Annotated in this window: 14 protein-coding genes and 2 pseudogenes; 11 read left to right on the forward strand and 5 right to left on the reverse strand. The window is 70.3% G+C overall.

Annotated features, from left to right (window positions below; all coding sequences use genetic code 11):
- The first annotated feature begins 97 nt into the window (after positions 1-97).
- Positions 98-1,093 (forward strand): bleomycin resistance protein, encoded by a 996-nt coding sequence (locus tag JN350_RS09580; RefSeq protein WP_205462034.1) that lies wholly within the window; start codon positions 98-100, stop codon positions 1,091-1,093.
- A 16-nt stretch (positions 1,094-1,109) separates the two neighbouring features.
- The gene (locus JN350_RS09585) at positions 1,110-1,562 is read left to right on the forward strand and encodes a GNAT family N-acetyltransferase (RefSeq protein ID WP_205462035.1); all 453 of its coding nucleotides are present in this window, start codon (positions 1,110-1,112) and stop codon (positions 1,560-1,562) included.
- An 8-nt stretch (positions 1,563-1,570) separates the two neighbouring features.
- On the opposite strand, the gene JN350_RS09590 is transcribed toward JN350_RS09585, so the two are convergent.
- Positions 1,571-3,391, reverse strand: coding sequence for a BCCT family transporter (locus tag JN350_RS09590; RefSeq protein ID WP_240347227.1), 1,821 nt, complete (start codon positions 3,389-3,391; stop codon positions 1,571-1,573).
- 440 nt (positions 3,392-3,831) lie between these two features.
- Between JN350_RS09590 and JN350_RS09595 the strand changes: the two genes are divergently transcribed.
- The 6 genes and pseudogenes from JN350_RS09595 to JN350_RS19325 all read left to right on the forward strand — a co-directional run bounded on the left by JN350_RS09595 (position 3,832) and on the right by JN350_RS19325 (position 9,373).
- Positions 3,832-5,034 carry an extracellular solute-binding protein gene (locus JN350_RS09595; RefSeq protein ID WP_240347228.1) on the forward strand — a complete coding sequence of 401 codons (1,203 nt, stop codon included), beginning with the start codon at positions 3,832-3,834 and terminating at the stop codon, positions 5,032-5,034.
- A 206-nt stretch (positions 5,035-5,240) separates the two neighbouring features.
- Positions 5,241-6,087: pseudogene (locus JN350_RS09600) on the forward strand (carbohydrate ABC transporter permease).
- Positions 6,084-6,995: a carbohydrate ABC transporter permease gene (locus JN350_RS09605; protein WP_205462036.1), complete on the forward strand. Its 912-nt coding sequence runs from the start codon at positions 6,084-6,086 to the stop codon at positions 6,993-6,995. Before JN350_RS09600 ends, JN350_RS09605 begins: the two are co-directional and overlap by 4 nt.
- 16 nt (positions 6,996-7,011) lie before the next feature.
- Complete coding sequence (locus JN350_RS19320; RefSeq protein ID WP_240347230.1) at positions 7,012-8,112, forward strand: TIM-barrel domain-containing protein; 1,101 nt, start codon at positions 7,012-7,014, stop codon at positions 8,110-8,112.
- Entirely contained in the window at positions 8,052-8,513 is a 462-nt protein-coding gene (locus JN350_RS20155; protein WP_275898033.1) for a TIM-barrel domain-containing protein, read from the forward strand. Before JN350_RS19320 ends, JN350_RS20155 begins: the two co-directional genes overlap by 61 nt.
- On the forward strand, positions 8,510-9,373 hold the full coding sequence (locus tag JN350_RS19325; RefSeq protein WP_275897967.1) for a TIM-barrel domain-containing protein: 864 nt from the start codon (positions 8,510-8,512) through the stop codon (positions 9,371-9,373). Before JN350_RS20155 ends, JN350_RS19325 begins: the two co-directional genes overlap by 4 nt.
- Positions 9,374-9,444: 71 nt before the next feature.
- On the opposite strand, the gene JN350_RS09615 is transcribed toward JN350_RS19325, so the two are convergent.
- Positions 9,445-10,263, reverse strand: a complete 819-nt coding sequence (locus JN350_RS09615) for a substrate-binding domain-containing protein (RefSeq protein ID WP_240347231.1) — start codon at positions 10,261-10,263, stop codon at positions 9,445-9,447.
- 154 nt (positions 10,264-10,417) lie between these two features.
- A pseudogene (locus tag JN350_RS20820) lies at positions 10,418-10,507 on the reverse strand (LacI family DNA-binding transcriptional regulator); the annotation flags it as partial.
- Between the two features lie 132 nt (positions 10,508-10,639).
- Here JN350_RS20820 and JN350_RS09620 point away from each other — a divergent pair.
- Positions 10,640-11,749, forward strand: coding sequence for a fatty acid desaturase family protein (locus JN350_RS09620; protein ID WP_123673544.1), 1,110 nt, complete (start codon positions 10,640-10,642; stop codon positions 11,747-11,749).
- Positions 11,750-11,765: 16 nt separating this feature from the next.
- On the forward strand, positions 11,766-11,975 hold the full coding sequence (locus JN350_RS09625; protein WP_111086735.1) for a cold-shock protein: 210 nt from the start codon (positions 11,766-11,768) through the stop codon (positions 11,973-11,975).
- A gap of 124 nt (positions 11,976-12,099) precedes the next feature.
- Here JN350_RS09625 and JN350_RS09630 read toward each other — a convergent pair whose 3' ends face one another.
- Entirely contained in the window at positions 12,100-13,056 is a 957-nt protein-coding gene (locus JN350_RS09630; RefSeq protein ID WP_205462037.1) for a zinc-binding dehydrogenase, read from the reverse strand.
- 48 nt (positions 13,057-13,104) lie between these two features.
- Here JN350_RS09630 and JN350_RS09635 point away from each other — a divergent pair, with 48 nt between their 5' ends.
- A complete protein-coding gene (locus tag JN350_RS09635) occupies positions 13,105-13,737 on the forward strand; it encodes a TetR/AcrR family transcriptional regulator (RefSeq protein ID WP_205462038.1) in 633 nt (210 codons plus the stop codon).
- Positions 13,738-13,767: 30 nt separating this feature from the next.
- On the opposite strand, the gene JN350_RS09640 is transcribed toward JN350_RS09635, so the two are convergent.
- A complete protein-coding gene (locus JN350_RS09640; protein WP_205462039.1) occupies positions 13,768-14,187 on the reverse strand; it encodes a hypothetical protein in 420 nt (139 codons plus the stop codon).
- Positions 14,188-14,256 lie beyond the last annotated feature (69 nt).

Raw genomic sequence — 14,256 nt, forward strand, 5'->3', positions numbered from 1 at the left:
TTCGTCGATGTGGTCGACGAATCCTCGCACGATGCCACATCGACGTATTCCTGTCCCGGCATCTGACGGCGGTAGTGGGCGTGCGTAGAGTGCAATGGTGAGCATCAGACAACTCGACGCCATCGGGTGGGCGCAGCTCCTCGGCACCCCTGCCGTGTTCGTGGGGCTGTGGCTGATGCTGGTCGTCCTTCACTTCCCGGACATGTCCCTCACGGTGGTCCTCGTCGTCGTGGCCGTCCTCGCTGCAGGTGGCTTCGCGCTCATCCTCGGCAGCTGGTCGCGCTTCGGCGGCTACGGCTCGTACCGAGCGATGAACCGGTGGCTGCGCGGTGGAGCCGACCCGACCGGTGTCCCGGTCGTGATCCGGAGGCGCTTCCTGCGCCGCCAGACGTCGCAGGGCGCGGTCACCGGGTGGGTCTGGATCAGCCTGGGCATCCTGTGGGCCGCGCTCGCCGTGCCGGAGGTCTTGCAGGGAGACCCGGCGGGCTTCGGGCGCGGGGTCGTCGCAGCGTTGTGGGCCGTCATCGGCATCGTCCGCGTGGTCTTCATGCGCAAGTGGGGAGCCTCGCGTCGACGAGCTGGTACGCGAGACCGAGGCGCAGATGGCCGATCCCGGCGCGACACCGCACCTCGACCTGTTCCGGTGAGCATGCCCCCCGAGCCCGCACTCGTCCCCGAGCCCGCACTCGTCCCCGAACTCCTCGTCGCCGACCTGGACCGGAGCCTCGCGTTCTGGTGCGGCCGGTGCGGCTTCGAGATCCGCTACTCGCGGCCCGAGGAACGCTTCGCGTACGTCGCCCTCGGCACTGCCCACATCATGCTCGAACAGGCGGGCGTCGGTCGGAACTGGATCACCGGCCCGCTCGATCGCCCGCTCGGCCGAGGCATGAACTTCCAGATCACCGTGCCCGACAGCCGCGCGCTGGCCGCCACCCTGCTCCGTGCCGGCAAGGAACTCTTCATGCGGCCCGAGACGAAGTGGTACGCCGTCGGGAGCGAGCAGGCCGGCGTGGACCAGTTCCTCGTGCAGGACCCGGACGGGTACCTGGTGCGGTTCCAGTCCTCGGCGGGACGACGCCCAGCGGCCGACTGAACTCGTACAATCGGCCGTGCCTTCCATCCAGATCGAGAGCCCTCGCAGCGACGACGTCCTCAGCCTGCTCCGCCAAGGAGACGCTTTCGCCTTGGCCCTGTACCCGGCCGAGAACTACCACGGCCTCGACGTCGACGCACTGGAGTCCGACGGGGTCTCGCTGTTCGTCGCTCGCGAGGGTGGTGTGGCCGTCGGCACGGCGGCGCTCGTCGATCGGCGCGACGGAACCGGTGAGGTCAAGCGCATGTTCGTCACCGACGAGGCTCGAGGACTCGGGGTCGGCCGTGCCCTGCTCCAGGCGCTCGAAGCGCATGCACTGTCCGGGGGCATCTCGACGATGCAACTGGAGACGGGCTTGCCACAGGTCGCGGCGATCGCCCTGTACGAGAAGCTCGGGTACCACCAGGTCCCGCGGTTCGGGCCGTACACCGACGACCCGACGAGCTACTGCATGGAGAAGCACCTCTGACTCGGTCGTCATCCGTCCGTCGGGCGCGGCGCGCTCTCGGTGTCGGGCCCGTCGTCCAGGCTCGCGTCGACCGCCGGGTCGGGTGAGACCGTCTGCGTCCGGATCGGGAAGTCGTCGAGGGCGGTGGCAGCCGGGTGCGCCACTGACCCGCCGCGCACCCGCTTCTTGACGGCTGCCCACGGCCGACCGAACGCGGACCGCGGCGCGCGCTCTGACGGCCCCTCGACCTCGAGCCCGTAGTACGCGCCGACGTGTTCGAGCAGGACCTCGCGCTCGGCTCTGTCGTACGCTCGCCGCTCGCGGGTGAAGGCGATGATCGTCGACCAACAGGTGAGCAGGAGCACGACGCTGAAGGGCAACGCCGTCGTGATGGCCGCGGTCTTCAGGGCGTCCAGTCCGCCGCTCAGCAGCAGTGCGACCGCGAGCAGGGCGGAGACGAACGCGAAGAACACCCGCAGCCAGTTCTTCGGCTCGATGTCACCGCCGGACGCGATCATCGCCATGACCAGGGCGCCGGAGTCCGACGAGGTCACGAAGAACACGCCGATGAGCAGGATCGCGCCGAACACCAGGACGGTGCCGGCGGGCAGGTCGCCGAGCAACGTGAAGAGCGAGCCCTCGACGTCGACGGAACCGTCCGAGCCGACCAGGCCGCCGGAGCCGTCGGTCTCGCGGTGAATCGCCGCACCGCCGAGGACCGCGAACCACAGGAACGTGAGCACGGTCGGCACGAGCAGGACGCCGAAGACGAACTGGCGGACGGTGCGGCCCTTCGAGATGCGCGCGATGAAGACACCGACGAACGGCGCCCACGACATCCACCAGCCCCAGTAGAAGGTGGTCCACGCGCCCTGCCAGGCCTCGCCCTCGGCGCCCTGCTGCGCGGTGACGTTGAAGGACAGGCCGACGACGTTCTGCAGGTACGAACCGATCGACTGCACGAAGTCGCGGAGCAGGAACTGGGTCGGACCGACGATGAGCACGAACAGCAGCAGCGCGGCGGCGAGCAGCAGGTTGAAGTTCGACAGGATCTTCATGCCCTTCGCCACCCCGGTGACGAGCGAGACGATGGTGACGGCGGTGATCGCGGCGATGATGACGATCTGGATGACGATGCCGCTGTCGGCGATGCCCGCCTTCTCGAGCCCGGCGCCGATCTGGATCACCCCGAGGCCGAGCGAGGTCGCGACGCCGAACACGGTGCCGACCAGGGCGAGGACGTCGATGAGGTTGCCCCAGCCGCCGCGGACACGGTTGCCGAGCAGCGGCTCGAGGGCCCAGCGGATCGAGACGGGGCGGCCCCGGCGGTGGATGGCGTACGCGAGCGCGAGGCCGAGCACCACGTAGATCGCCCACGCGTGGAGACCCCAGTGCAGGAACGTCTGGGTGAGGGCCTGCTGCGCGAGCTCGCTCTCCGAACCGGTGACACCGGGGCGCGGCGAGGCGAAGTGGCTGAGGGGTTCCGAGACGCCGTAGAAGACGAGGCCGATGCCCATGCCGGCGGCGAAGAGCAGCGAGAACCACGAGCCCGTCGAGAACTCCGGTTCGTCCTGGTCCTTGCCGAGCTTGATGTCGCCGAACTTGCTGAAGCCGACGAATACCGAGAAGCCGACGAAGAACGCCGCGATGAGCACGTAGTACCAGCTGAAGTTCCGGACGATGCCGTCCTGCAGGCCGACGAACATCGCCTCGGCACTCGACGGCGAGACGAGCGTGAACGCCACGAACCCGAGCACGAGGACGGCGGCGGGCCAGAACACCCACCGCCGGAGCTCCGAGGTCGTCGTGCGGGGGTCGGGCGGGGAGCGGAGGTGGTGCTTGGCATGCATTCCATGGTGCCTGGCGGCGGCTCTGTGCGTTCGCTCAGGCGTGTCGTTCGGGTGAGCACCGTGCAGCCTTGGCCGTTCCGTGCCGGGTTGCGTGCTCGGTGCGGCGCCGTAGGCGCGCACGGAGCGACCAACGGCGTACCGGTTGGCGACGTGCGCACGGTGCGCGAAGCGGTCGGGCCAGCGAGTGGCGGACGGGAGGCGCGGGGCGGGGGCGACCCGCGCCTCCCGTCCGCTCGTGGGTGCGCGTACCCCGCCAGGTGCAATTACAACGTTGACTTCCGTTTTACAGCGCTGTAAACAGGACCTGCGCGACGACGCGCACGAGGGAGTTGCCCGATGGTGGGAAGCAGGACCGGAACGATCAGCGCGGCCGTGAGCCGGCGGGGGTTCCTCGCCGGAGCAGCCGGCGGGATCGCGCTCGGCACGATGGCGCTCGCGGGGTGCGCAGCACCGCGCGCAGCGGCAGGGGTGCGACGACGCTGCGGTTCTACGAGCAGAAGCAGGAGGTCATCGCGTACTTCGACAAGCTGCTGCGGCGGTTCGAGCAGGGGCACTCCGGGCTGTCCGTGGTGCACGACAGCACGACGGCGATCGCGCCGCAGTTCGTCCGCGGCGAGCCGGCCGACGTCGGCTGCTTCAACGACAACCTGGAACTCGCGCGCTACATCTCCCGCGGTGTGCTGAGCGACCTCGGCGACCTGCCCTCGGCGGCCCGGGTCCGACCGGACATCGACACCCTGACGAACCAGTACGCGACGTTCGAGGACCGCACGAGTGTGCTGCCGTACTCGCTCGCTGCCGCCGGGGTCATCTACAACAAGCGGATCTTCGCCGACCACGACCTGCCCGTGCCGACGACGTGGGACGAGTTCGTCGAGGTGTGCCGGACGCTCCAGAAGGCCGACATCACCCCGATCTACGCGACGGACCGCGACACCTGGACGCTCTGGCAGGGGCTGTTCGACTACTCCGTGGGCAGCCTGGTCGACACCGGCTCGTTCTTCACGAAGATGAAGGCCCTCGGCACCGACGTCGGCCCGGACTCCGCGGTGTCGTTCGAGAAGGACTTCGCGGTGCCGATGGAGCGCGCGAAGACCATCTCGACGTTCTTCAACCCCGACCACGCCACCCGTGCCTACGCCGACGGGAACCTGGCGTTCGGCAAGGGCGAGGCCGCGATGTACCTGCAGGGGCCGTGGGCGCTCGGACAGATCGCGCTGGTGAACAAGGACCTCGAGGTCGGCACGTTCGCACTGCCGGTGTCGAACGACCCCGGCGACCGGCAGGCGCGGGTGAACATCGACCTCGGCCTGTGGATCCCGACCGCGTCGCAGCACCCGGACGAGGCGAAGGAGCTCGTCGAGTTCCTCATGCAGCCCGAGGTCATCGACGCGTACAACCGCGACAACCTGGCGTACTCGCCGACCAAGGACGCGCCGCCGCAGCAGGACGAGCGACTCGCCGGCCTGCAGCAGTACGTCGACGACGCCGCGTTCTACCAGGGCGCCGGCACCTTCATCCCCACCTCGATCCCGCTCGGCAACTACCTGCAGTCGGCGATCCGGAGCGGGGACTTCACCTCGATGCTGCAGCGGCTCGACTCGGACTGGCGGCGTCTCGCCGGCCGTTCGGCGACGGTCTGAGCCGGACCAGGACTCCAGGAGCCACCATGACCATGCAGACCCCACTCTCCCGCGACACCGACCCGGCGACGTCCGGGCCGGCCACCGCGGCCGCCCGCACGCACCGCGCTGCCGGTTCGCGTCGCGCCGCCGGTTCGCGTCGCGCCGCCGGTTCGCGTCGCGCCGCCGGTTCGCGTCGCCCGGGTTCCCTCCGTCGGACCGAGGGCATGTACTACCTGTTCCTCGTGCCCGCCCTCATCGCGTTCACGGCCTTCGTCGTCGCACCCGCCTGCGTCGGCATCTTCTACAGCTTCACCGACTACCTCGGCTTCGGGCGGTGGGACTTCCTCGGGCTCGAGAACTACCGGGCGCTCGTGTCCGACCCGGCGATCCTCGCCTCGTACGGCTTCACCCTCGGGTTCGCCGTCGTCACCGTGATCGTCACGCAGGTCATCGCGCTGGCTCTGGCGATCGCGCTGGCGAAGAAGATCCGGTTCGCCGCGGGCCTCCGCTCGATCTTCGTGATCCCGATGGTGATCTCCGGGATCATCGTCGCCTACGTGTTCAACTTCCTGTTCTCCAACACCGTGCCCGCGCTGGCCACGAGCGTCGGGTTCGGACCGCTGGAGCAGAGCATCCTCGGTGACCCGAACCTGGCCTGGGTCGCGATCGTGATCGTCTCCGCCTGGCAGACCGTGCCCGGTGCCCTCCTCATCTACACCGCCGGGCTCACCTCGATCCCCGAGGAGCTGTACGAAGCGAGGCTCGCTCGACGGCGCGACCGGGTGGAAGCAGTTGCGCGCGATCACGCTCCCGCTGCTCGGCGGCTTCATCGTCATCAACACCGTGCTCGGAGTGAAGGGCTACCTCGGCGCCTACGACGTCATCGTCGGCCTGACGAACGGCGGGCCGGGGAGCGCGACGAGCAGCGTCGCGATGACCATCTTCGGCGGCTTCACCGGGGGCGACTACGCCTACCAGATGGCGAACGCGACCGTGTTCTTCATCATCACCGTCCTCATCTCCGTGCTGCAGCTCGCGGCGACCCGCGGAAGGAACCTGCGACTCGCATGACCGCCATCGACACCCGCCCACCCACCGACACCCGCGCGGTGACCACCGGCGACGCGCGACGACCGGGCCGTGGGCACCGGCGACGCCTCGGCGGCACGAACTGGACCCTGACCGTCGTGCTCGGACTCGCCGCGTCGACGGTGCTCATCCCGCTGTACGTCACCGTCGCGATGGCGTTCAAGACGAGCGAACAGTCCGTCGACGGCAACGCCCTGTCGCTGCCGTTCCCGTTCAACCCCGGCTCGTTCGCGTCGGCCTGGGAGCTCACGCGCTTCCCCGTCTCGTTCTCGGTGTCGCTCGGCGTCGCAGCGCTCACCGTCGTCGCGACCCTGCTGCTCAGCTCGTTCGCCTCGTACGCGATCGTCCGGAACTGGCACAAGCGGTTCTTCCGGTGGTCGTTCGTCTACCTGCTGGCGGCGATGTTCCTGCCGTTCCCGGTCGTGGCACTGCCGCAGATCAAGCTCACCGCCCAGATGGGCCTCGACAACCCGATCGGCGTCGGCATCCTGCACGCCATGTTCCAACTGTCGTTCAGCGTGCTGCTCTACTCGGCGTACCTCCGGTCGATCCCCGTCGAGCTCGAGGAGAGCGCCCGCATCGACGGCGCGAGCACGTGGCAGATCTTCTGGCGGATCATCCTGCCGCTGCTCGGACCGATGAACGCCACCGTCGGGATCTTCGCGTTCCTGGCGTCGTGGAACGACTTCATGATGCCGTCGCTCATCACCGCCGACCCGACCCTGCAGACGCTGCCCGTGGTGCAGAACATCTTCCAGAGCCAGTTCGGCACGAACTACAACGTCGCCTTCGCCTCGTACCTGATGGCCATGGCGCCGACGATCATCGTCTACCTGTTCGCGCAGCGCTGGGTCATCAGCGGCGTGACGCAGGGCGCGGTCAAGAGCTGAGGGGTACGACGTGACCATGACCACCACCGCACTCCCGACCATCCGGCCGTTCCCCGGATCCGACCCGGTCGCCGACCCCGCAGCCGTCGTCACCGGCGAGCACTGGCGGATCACCGTCCTCGACGCCGGCGCGTTCCGGATCGAGTGGAGCGACGACGGCGGGTTCGAGGACCGCGCCTCGACGTTCGCGATCCGGCGGCGGTTGCCGGTGCCGGCGTTCACCGTGGAGCGCGTCGGCGAAGGTGGCCTCGTCGTCACCACCGAACGGGCCCGGCTCCGGTACGACGGCCGCCCGTTCAGCCCGAGCGGCCTGGTCGTCGAGACCATCGGCCCGGACGCGAACCGCTGGCGCTGGGGGCAGGAGCCCCGCGACCTCGGCGGCACCGGCCGTACCCTCGACGACGTCGACGGCCGGATGCCGCTCGAGCCCGGCATCCTGGCCCGCGACGGCATCACCGCGCTGGACGACAGCGAGTCGTTCCTGTTCGAGGACGACGGCTGGATCGGCACGCGCGTGCCCGGCCGCCGTGACGTCACGGTGTTCGCGTACGGCCGTGACTTCGACGCAGCCCTCCGCGCCTTCCACCAGGTGTCCGGCGCCCCCACACGACTGCCCCGGTGGGCGCTCGGCAACTGGTGGAGCCGCTACCACCCGTACAGCGACGCCTCGTACCTGGAGCTCATGGACCGGTTCGCCGAGGAACGCCTGCCGTTCTCGGTCGCGGTCATCGACATGGACTGGCACCGCGTCGACTCCGTTCCGCCGCAGTTCGGTGACGGCTGGACGGGCTACTCGTGGGAGCCCTCGCTGTTCCCCGACCCGCAGGCCCTCCTGGCGGAACTGCACCGGCGGGGATGCGCACGACGCTCAACCTGCACCCCGCCGACGGCGTCCGGGCGTTCGAGGACGCCTACCCCGCGGTGGCCGCGGCGATGGGGATCGACCCGGCGACCGAGCAGCCGATCCCGTTCGAACCGACCGACCGACGGTTCCTGCAGGCGTACTTCGACCAGCTGCACCGACCGCTCGAAGCGCAGGGCGTCGACTTCTGGTGGATCGACTGGCAGCAGGGCAGCGAGAGCGGTCTGCCCGGCGTCGACCCGCTGTGGCTGCTGAACCACTTCCACCTGCTCGACTCGGCGCGCTCCGGGGGTCAGGGGATGACCTTCTCGCGCTACGCCGGCCCCGGCAGCCAGCGGTACGCCGTCGGGTTCTCCGGCGACGCCGTCGTGTCCTGGGCGTCGCTGGCGTTCCAGCCCGAGTTCACCGCCACCGCCGCGAACATCGGCTACCCCTGGTGGAGTCACGACATCGGCGGCCACACCCGCGGCGTCCGCGACGACGAACTCGCCATGCGCTGGGTGCAGTTCGGGGTGTTCTCGCCGATCATGCGCCTGCACTCCGCCAACAACCCGTTCATCCGCAAGGAACCGTGGGTGTTCCCGGCCGAGGCACGCACCGCGATGGGGAGGCCCTGCGCTTCCGTCACCGCCTGGTGCCGTACCTGCACACCATGAACCACCGGACCGCCGAGGGCACCGCGCTCGTCCGCCCGCTGTACCACCTGGAACCACGGCGCGACGAGGCGTACCGGGTGCCGAACACGTACGCCTTCGGGTCCGAACTGCTCGTCGCCCCGATCGTCGAACCGCGCGACCCCGTCACCTTGCACGGGACCGCACGGGCCTGGTTGCCGCCGGGGACCTGGACCGACGTGTTCACCGGCACCGTGTACGCCGGCGACCGGTTCGTCGACCTGCACCGCACCCTCGACACCGTGCCCGTGCTGCTGCGCGCGGGCGGGGTGCTGCCCCTCGCCGCCGCGGACCAACTCGACGCCACCTCGAACCCGACCGCGTTCGAGGTCCTCGTCGCCCCCGGTGCCTCCGGGTCGTTCACCCTGGTCGAGGACCAGGAGGACCCCGCCGGCGGCACCGGCCGCAGTGCCGAGACCCGTCTGACGTGGGACGCGGCGCTCGGCGAGTTCCGCGTGCACGCCACCACGGGCGCGGTCGACGTCGTCCCGGCCCGTCGCGACTGGCGGATCACGTTCCTCGCCGCCCCCGCCGACGGGCAGGTCGTGTCGGCCCGCGCCGAGGACCGGTTCTCCGTCGATCTGACGGTGGACTCGAGCACGGGTGGGGCGGTCACGTTGTCCGGGCCGCCGGTGGTCGGCGTCGACGCCCGGGAGCCCGTGCGGCGAGCCCTCGGGCGTGCGCAGGCCGGGAACGCCGAGAAGCTCACCGCGTGGGAGATCGTGTCGAAGGACCTGCCGCGCGCCGACCGGATCGTCGAACTCGGCACCGTCGACCTGCCCGAGGCGCTGCGTGCCGTCGTCGTCGAGCTGTTGGGGAGCGTGCACCCGGGCGAGCGCTGACGCGCGGAGGAGCGGCCCCGAGACTCGCGCTGGGCGACACTCCTCGGGCGGATCGCCACGAGGAGTGTCGCTCAGGCCGAGACTCGGCCCTGGCCCTGCGCCTGCCCGCGGTCGACCGAGCCGTCCGGGAACGGCGCGCTCTCGCCCACCAGCAGCCGATGCCCGACCGTGACCAGCCGGCCCGGTACCTCCGAGCCGTCCATCCGCTCGAGCAGCAGGTCGAGGGCGGTGTCCGCCAGCGCGACGGTGTCCGGCGCGACCGACGTCAGGCTCGGCACCAGGCTCGAACCGAGTCCCATCGCGTCCCACCCGACCACCGCGATGTCCCGCGGAGCGTCGAGCCCACGCAACCGCATCGCGCGCAGGACCCCGAGGGCAGCGAGGTCGTCGCGGCAGAGCAGTGCGTCGACCCGGAGCCCGGCATCGAGCGCCCGACCGAACGCGGTCTCGGCACCTGCGGCGTCACCGACCTCGCGGGGGACCAGGAGCGCGTCGTCGACCGGCAGACCGGCGGCTGCCAGCCCGGCCCGGTAGCCGTGGAGCCGCACGCCGGAGGTGCTGGACTCCGGGCCGGTCTCGTGCCCGAAGAAGCCGATGCGTCGGCGACCGAGCGCGACGAGGTGCGCGACGGCCTGCGCCGCCGCGGCCGCGTTGTCGATGACCACCTGGTCGGAGTACTGGGGGCGGACGTCCTCGCCGAGGAACACCACGGCGGTGTCCCCGCGGATCCGGTCGATCGCCTCGGGGGTCAGGACCTGGGGGTGGATGACGACGCCGTCGACCACCCCGGCCTCGCGACCGCGCACAGCGGAGCGCTCGCCGTCGGCCTCGCCGAGGGTCTCCTCGAGCAGCAGTTGGTACCCGCGTTGCGCGCAGACGCGGGAGAACACGTGCGCGAGGCTCGGCGAAGTACGGCCGCCGGAGGTCGGGGAACGCGAACGCGAGCATGTTCGACCGGCCGGTGGCGAGCGACCGTCCGGAGACGTTCGGGCGGTACCCGAGCTCGTCGATCGCGGCCTGCACCCGGTCGCGCATCGGCGGACTGACGTGCTGGTAGCCGCGCACGACGTTGGACACGGTCTTCATCGAGACGCCGGCGTGCACGGCGACGTCCTGCAGCGTGACCTTGCCCATCCGATCACCGTAGTGGGCAGGCTGATTGCCAGGTGGAATCGCACCTTCAGGCCCTAGGGTCGCACCAAGCGCAATCGCGTGAACTCTCTCGAACCGGCTGAAGGGCCGGTCCGTACCGGAAGGTCGGTCCTCTTGACCACCACTCCGCTCGCTCCGGGCTACACACGTACTCGTCCAGGAACAGGAAGCCCCAAGGGCACCTCGACCTACTCCGCTCTGCTCGCGCAGGTGAAGGAGAACGGACTCCTCCGCCGCCGCACCGGGTTCTACTGGTCGCTGTTCGGCACACTCATCGTCACCTTCGCGCTCGCATGGGTCGCGTTCGCGTTCCTCGGTGACTCGTGGTTCCAGCTGATCGTCGCCGGCGCGCTCGGCGTGATCTTCACGCAGTTCGCGTTCCTGTCGCACGAGGCCGCGCACCGCCAGGTCTTCGCCTCGCAGAAGTGGAACGACCACGCCGGCCGCTGGCTCGGCACCTTCCTGGTCGGCCTCAGCTACTCGTGGTGGATGAACAAGCACACCCGCCACCACGGCAACCCGAACACCGTCGGCAAGGACCCGGACATCGCACCCGACGGCATCCGGTTCCTGCCGGAGGACGCCGCCGCGGTCAAGGGCCCGCTCATGACGACGTTCATGCGGTTCCAGGGCTGGCTGTTCTTCCCCCTGCTGACGCTCGAGGGCCTGAACCTGCACCGGTACGCCGTGCAGAGCATCGTCACCGGCAACGGCACCAAGGCCGACGTGAAGCACCGCTGGCTCGAGGCCGCGCTGCTCGTCGCCCGCTTCGGCATCTACCTGACGGTCGTGTTCTGGTTCCTGCCGTTCGGCATGGCCTGCGCGTTCCTCGGTGTGCAGCTCGCCGTGTTCGGCGTGATGATGGGCGCCTCGTTCGCCCCGAACCACAAGGGCATGCCGACGATCGCGCACGACGCCAAGGTCGACTTCTTCTCGCGCCAGGTCCGCACGTCGCGCAACATCCGCGGCGGCTGGTGGGTCTCGTTCCTGATGGGCGGGCTGAACTACCAGGTCGAGCACCACCTGTTCCCGTCGATGCCGCGTCCGGCGCTGAAGCAGGCCCGCCTGCTCGTCCGCGACCACTGCGACACACTCGAAGTGCCCTACACAGAGACCACCCTGCTGCGCTCCTACGGCATCGTCGTCCGGTACCTGAACCGCGTCGGGCTCGCTGCCCGCGATCCGTTCGCCTGCCCGATGGTCGCGCAACTGCGCATCCACTGACGCTGTGCTGTCGACCATGCCGACCGGCACCGTGAAGTGGTTCGACCACGCCAAGGGGTACGGCTTCATCCACCCCGACGACGGGTCCGAGGACCTGTTCGCCCACTTCTCCAGCATCATCGCGACGACCGGCTACCGGTCGCTCGAGGAGAACGACCACGTGCAGTACGACGTGGGCCCCGGCAAGAAGGGCCCGCAGGCGGACAACATCTCGATCATCCGCTGACGCGGACGACGGACGGGAGGCACGGTGCCAGCTGGCACCGTGCCTCCCGTCGTTTCTTTCCCTTGTCCACTGCGCTGGTACGCCCGATGACGCCAGGGACGCGCGGGCCGGCCTGGCTCGAGGTTCAGGGCGTCAGGACGATCCGTCCGAACACCCGGCCCGCGTCCATGCGTCGGTGCGCCTCCGCTGCCTCGGCGAGCGGCAGCACGTCGTCGACGACCGGGGTGAGCTCGCCTGCGGCGGCGGCGCGGAACAGCTCCGCGCGGGCCGCGGCCAGCGCGCCGCGCGGCACCGAGTCGAGGCTGAACGTCGCGACGGACCGCGACTGCTGGAACGCGCGCAGCAGGTGCCCTCCGAAGTCCGCCGGCGGCATCCCAGCGACGGCACCGACGATCACGAGCCGCCCGTTGGGTGCCAGGCGGTCGATGAAGTCGGGCATCGCGGGGCCGCCGACGACGTCGATGACGGCGTCGTAGGCCTCGGGGCCGTCGCCGAGGCCCTGCCGGTCGAGCACGTGCGTCGCGCCGAGTCCGCGCAGCCGTTCGCCGCGCTCCGCCGAACCGGTCGTCACCGCGACGGCTTCGGCTCCCGCCTGCACGGCGAGCTCGACCGCTGCGATCCCGATGCTGCCGGCGGCGCCGCGGACCAGCACTCGCTCGCCGGCGTCCAGGTGCGCGTGCGCGAGCGCAAACCGTGCAACCGGGGCCGCCGACCCGAGGGCGACGGCCTCCACTGCGCCGAATCCGTCGTCGAGCGGTGTCAGGTCGGCGATCCGCGCGACGACCCGCTCGGCGTAGGCCCCGCCGACCCCGGTGAACGCCCACACCCGCCGGCCGAGCCACGCGTCATCGAGGGCGTTCCCGACGGCGACGACCGTACCGGCCACCTCGCTGCCGGGGACGTACTCGGGGTCGATCCCCGGGCGGCCGAGGGTGCCGCGCCGGATGACGGCGTCGACACCGCCGACGCCGATCGCCTCGACGTCGATGACGACCTGGCCGGGCGCTGCAACGGGTTCTGTGAGGTCGGTGGGGACGAGGCCGTCCGGCGATCCGAAGGACTGGATGGTGACTGCGAGCATGCTGCGACGCTAACGGACGCCTGCGTCCACTTGACTAAAGTGGAACGGATGACCGCCCAGATGCCTCACCTGCGGGCTGATGCGCAGGCTAACCGCGACCGTGTGCTGCAGGCGGCGCGTGACCTGTTCGGCTCGCGCGGTCTCGACGTGACGATGCGCGACGTCGCCCGGCACGCGGGGGTCGGCCCGGCGACGCTGTACCGACGCTTCCCGACGCGGCAGGACCTGGTCGACGCCGCGTTCGAGGACGAGCTCGAGCTGTGTCGGAGCATCGTCCTCGAGGGCGCCGTGCACCCCGACCCCTGGCTGGGCCTGCGCTCCGTCGTCGAGCGCACCGTCGAGTTGAACGCCCGCAACCAGGGCTTCGTCGATGCGCTCGTTGCCGCCGGGCAGGTGTCCGACCGGCTCGCCCGGCACCGCGCCGAGCTCCTGCACGCGATCGCAGCCCTGTCGGTGCGAGCGAAGGCCGAGGGACGGCTGCGGCCGGACTTCGTCGTCGACGACCTGCTCCTCGTGCTGTTCGCGGCGCGGGGGCTCCGGGGAGACGACGAGGCCGAGCGACTCGGGGCCGCGCGGCGGTTCGCTGCGCTTGCACTCGACTCCTTCCGAGCGTCGGCGACGAACGAGCAGCTGCCGGAGCCCGCGCGGGTCGTGGGAGCTGTGCTCCGCGCCGCGGTCTGACGGGGGCCGGGGTCCTCGGGACGGCCCTGCTCAGCCGTCGGTGAGGGACCCCGGGAAGCACTGCGAGAACGACGAGATCCGGGCCTTCTGCGTGTCGTTGTAGATCGTGACGAGGAACTGGTCGTCGTCGGCACCGGTGATCGTCAAGCGTTTCGCCCCCTTGCCGGTCGTGTCCGTGGTCGCGGTGTAGCCGTCGTCGCGGACAGCCGCGATCATCGCGTCGTACGCGGCGTCCGCGTCCACGTCCCGTGCCAGCGTCAGCCATGCGCCGCCGGCAGCCGAGACTTCGGTGTCCGAGCACGCGAGCAAGGTCCAGTCGATCGTTCGACGGCTCGCGACCGCGCCGTCGGGGAATGCAGCGATGACACGGTCCAGGATCGACGTCGTCTGCTCCTCAGCAGCAGCGCGAGTGATCGAGGGCGATGTGCTCGAATCGGGTGTCTCGGTCATCGACGGTCCTCCATCGCACGCGGTGAGTGACAGGGCCAGGGACATCACGAGGCTGGCGATGACCGTTCT

The sequence above is a fragment of the Curtobacterium sp. 24E2 genome (assembly GCF_016925595.1).
Taxonomy (GTDB): Bacteria; Actinomycetota; Actinomycetes; order Actinomycetales; family Microbacteriaceae; genus Curtobacterium.

What these genes read in the sequence shown, in the direction of transcription:
- JN350_RS09590 (WP_240347227.1), bottom strand. Translation starts at nt 3,391, where the DNA reads ATGCATGCCAAGCACCACCTCCGCTCCCCGCCCGACCCCCGCACGACG.
- JN350_RS09605 (WP_205462036.1), top strand. Translation starts at nt 6,084, where the DNA reads ATGACCGCCATCGACACCCGCCCACCCACCGACACCCGCGCGGTGACC.
- JN350_RS19320 (WP_240347230.1), top strand. Translation starts at nt 7,012, where the DNA reads ATGACCACCACCGCACTCCCGACCATCCGGCCGTTCCCCGGATCCGAC.
- JN350_RS19325 (WP_275897967.1), top strand. Translation starts at nt 8,510, where the DNA reads ATGAACCACCGGACCGCCGAGGGCACCGCGCTCGTCCGCCCGCTGTAC.
- JN350_RS09625 (WP_111086735.1), top strand. Translation starts at nt 11,766, where the DNA reads ATGCCGACCGGCACCGTGAAGTGGTTCGACCACGCCAAGGGGTACGGC.
- JN350_RS09630 (WP_205462037.1), bottom strand. Translation starts at nt 13,056, where the DNA reads ATGCTCGCAGTCACCATCCAGTCCTTCGGATCGCCGGACGGCCTCGTC.
- JN350_RS09635 (WP_205462038.1), top strand. Translation starts at nt 13,105, where the DNA reads ATGACCGCCCAGATGCCTCACCTGCGGGCTGATGCGCAGGCTAACCGC.
- JN350_RS09640 (WP_205462039.1), bottom strand. Translation starts at nt 14,187, where the DNA reads ATGACCGAGACACCCGATTCGAGCACATCGCCCTCGATCACTCGCGCT.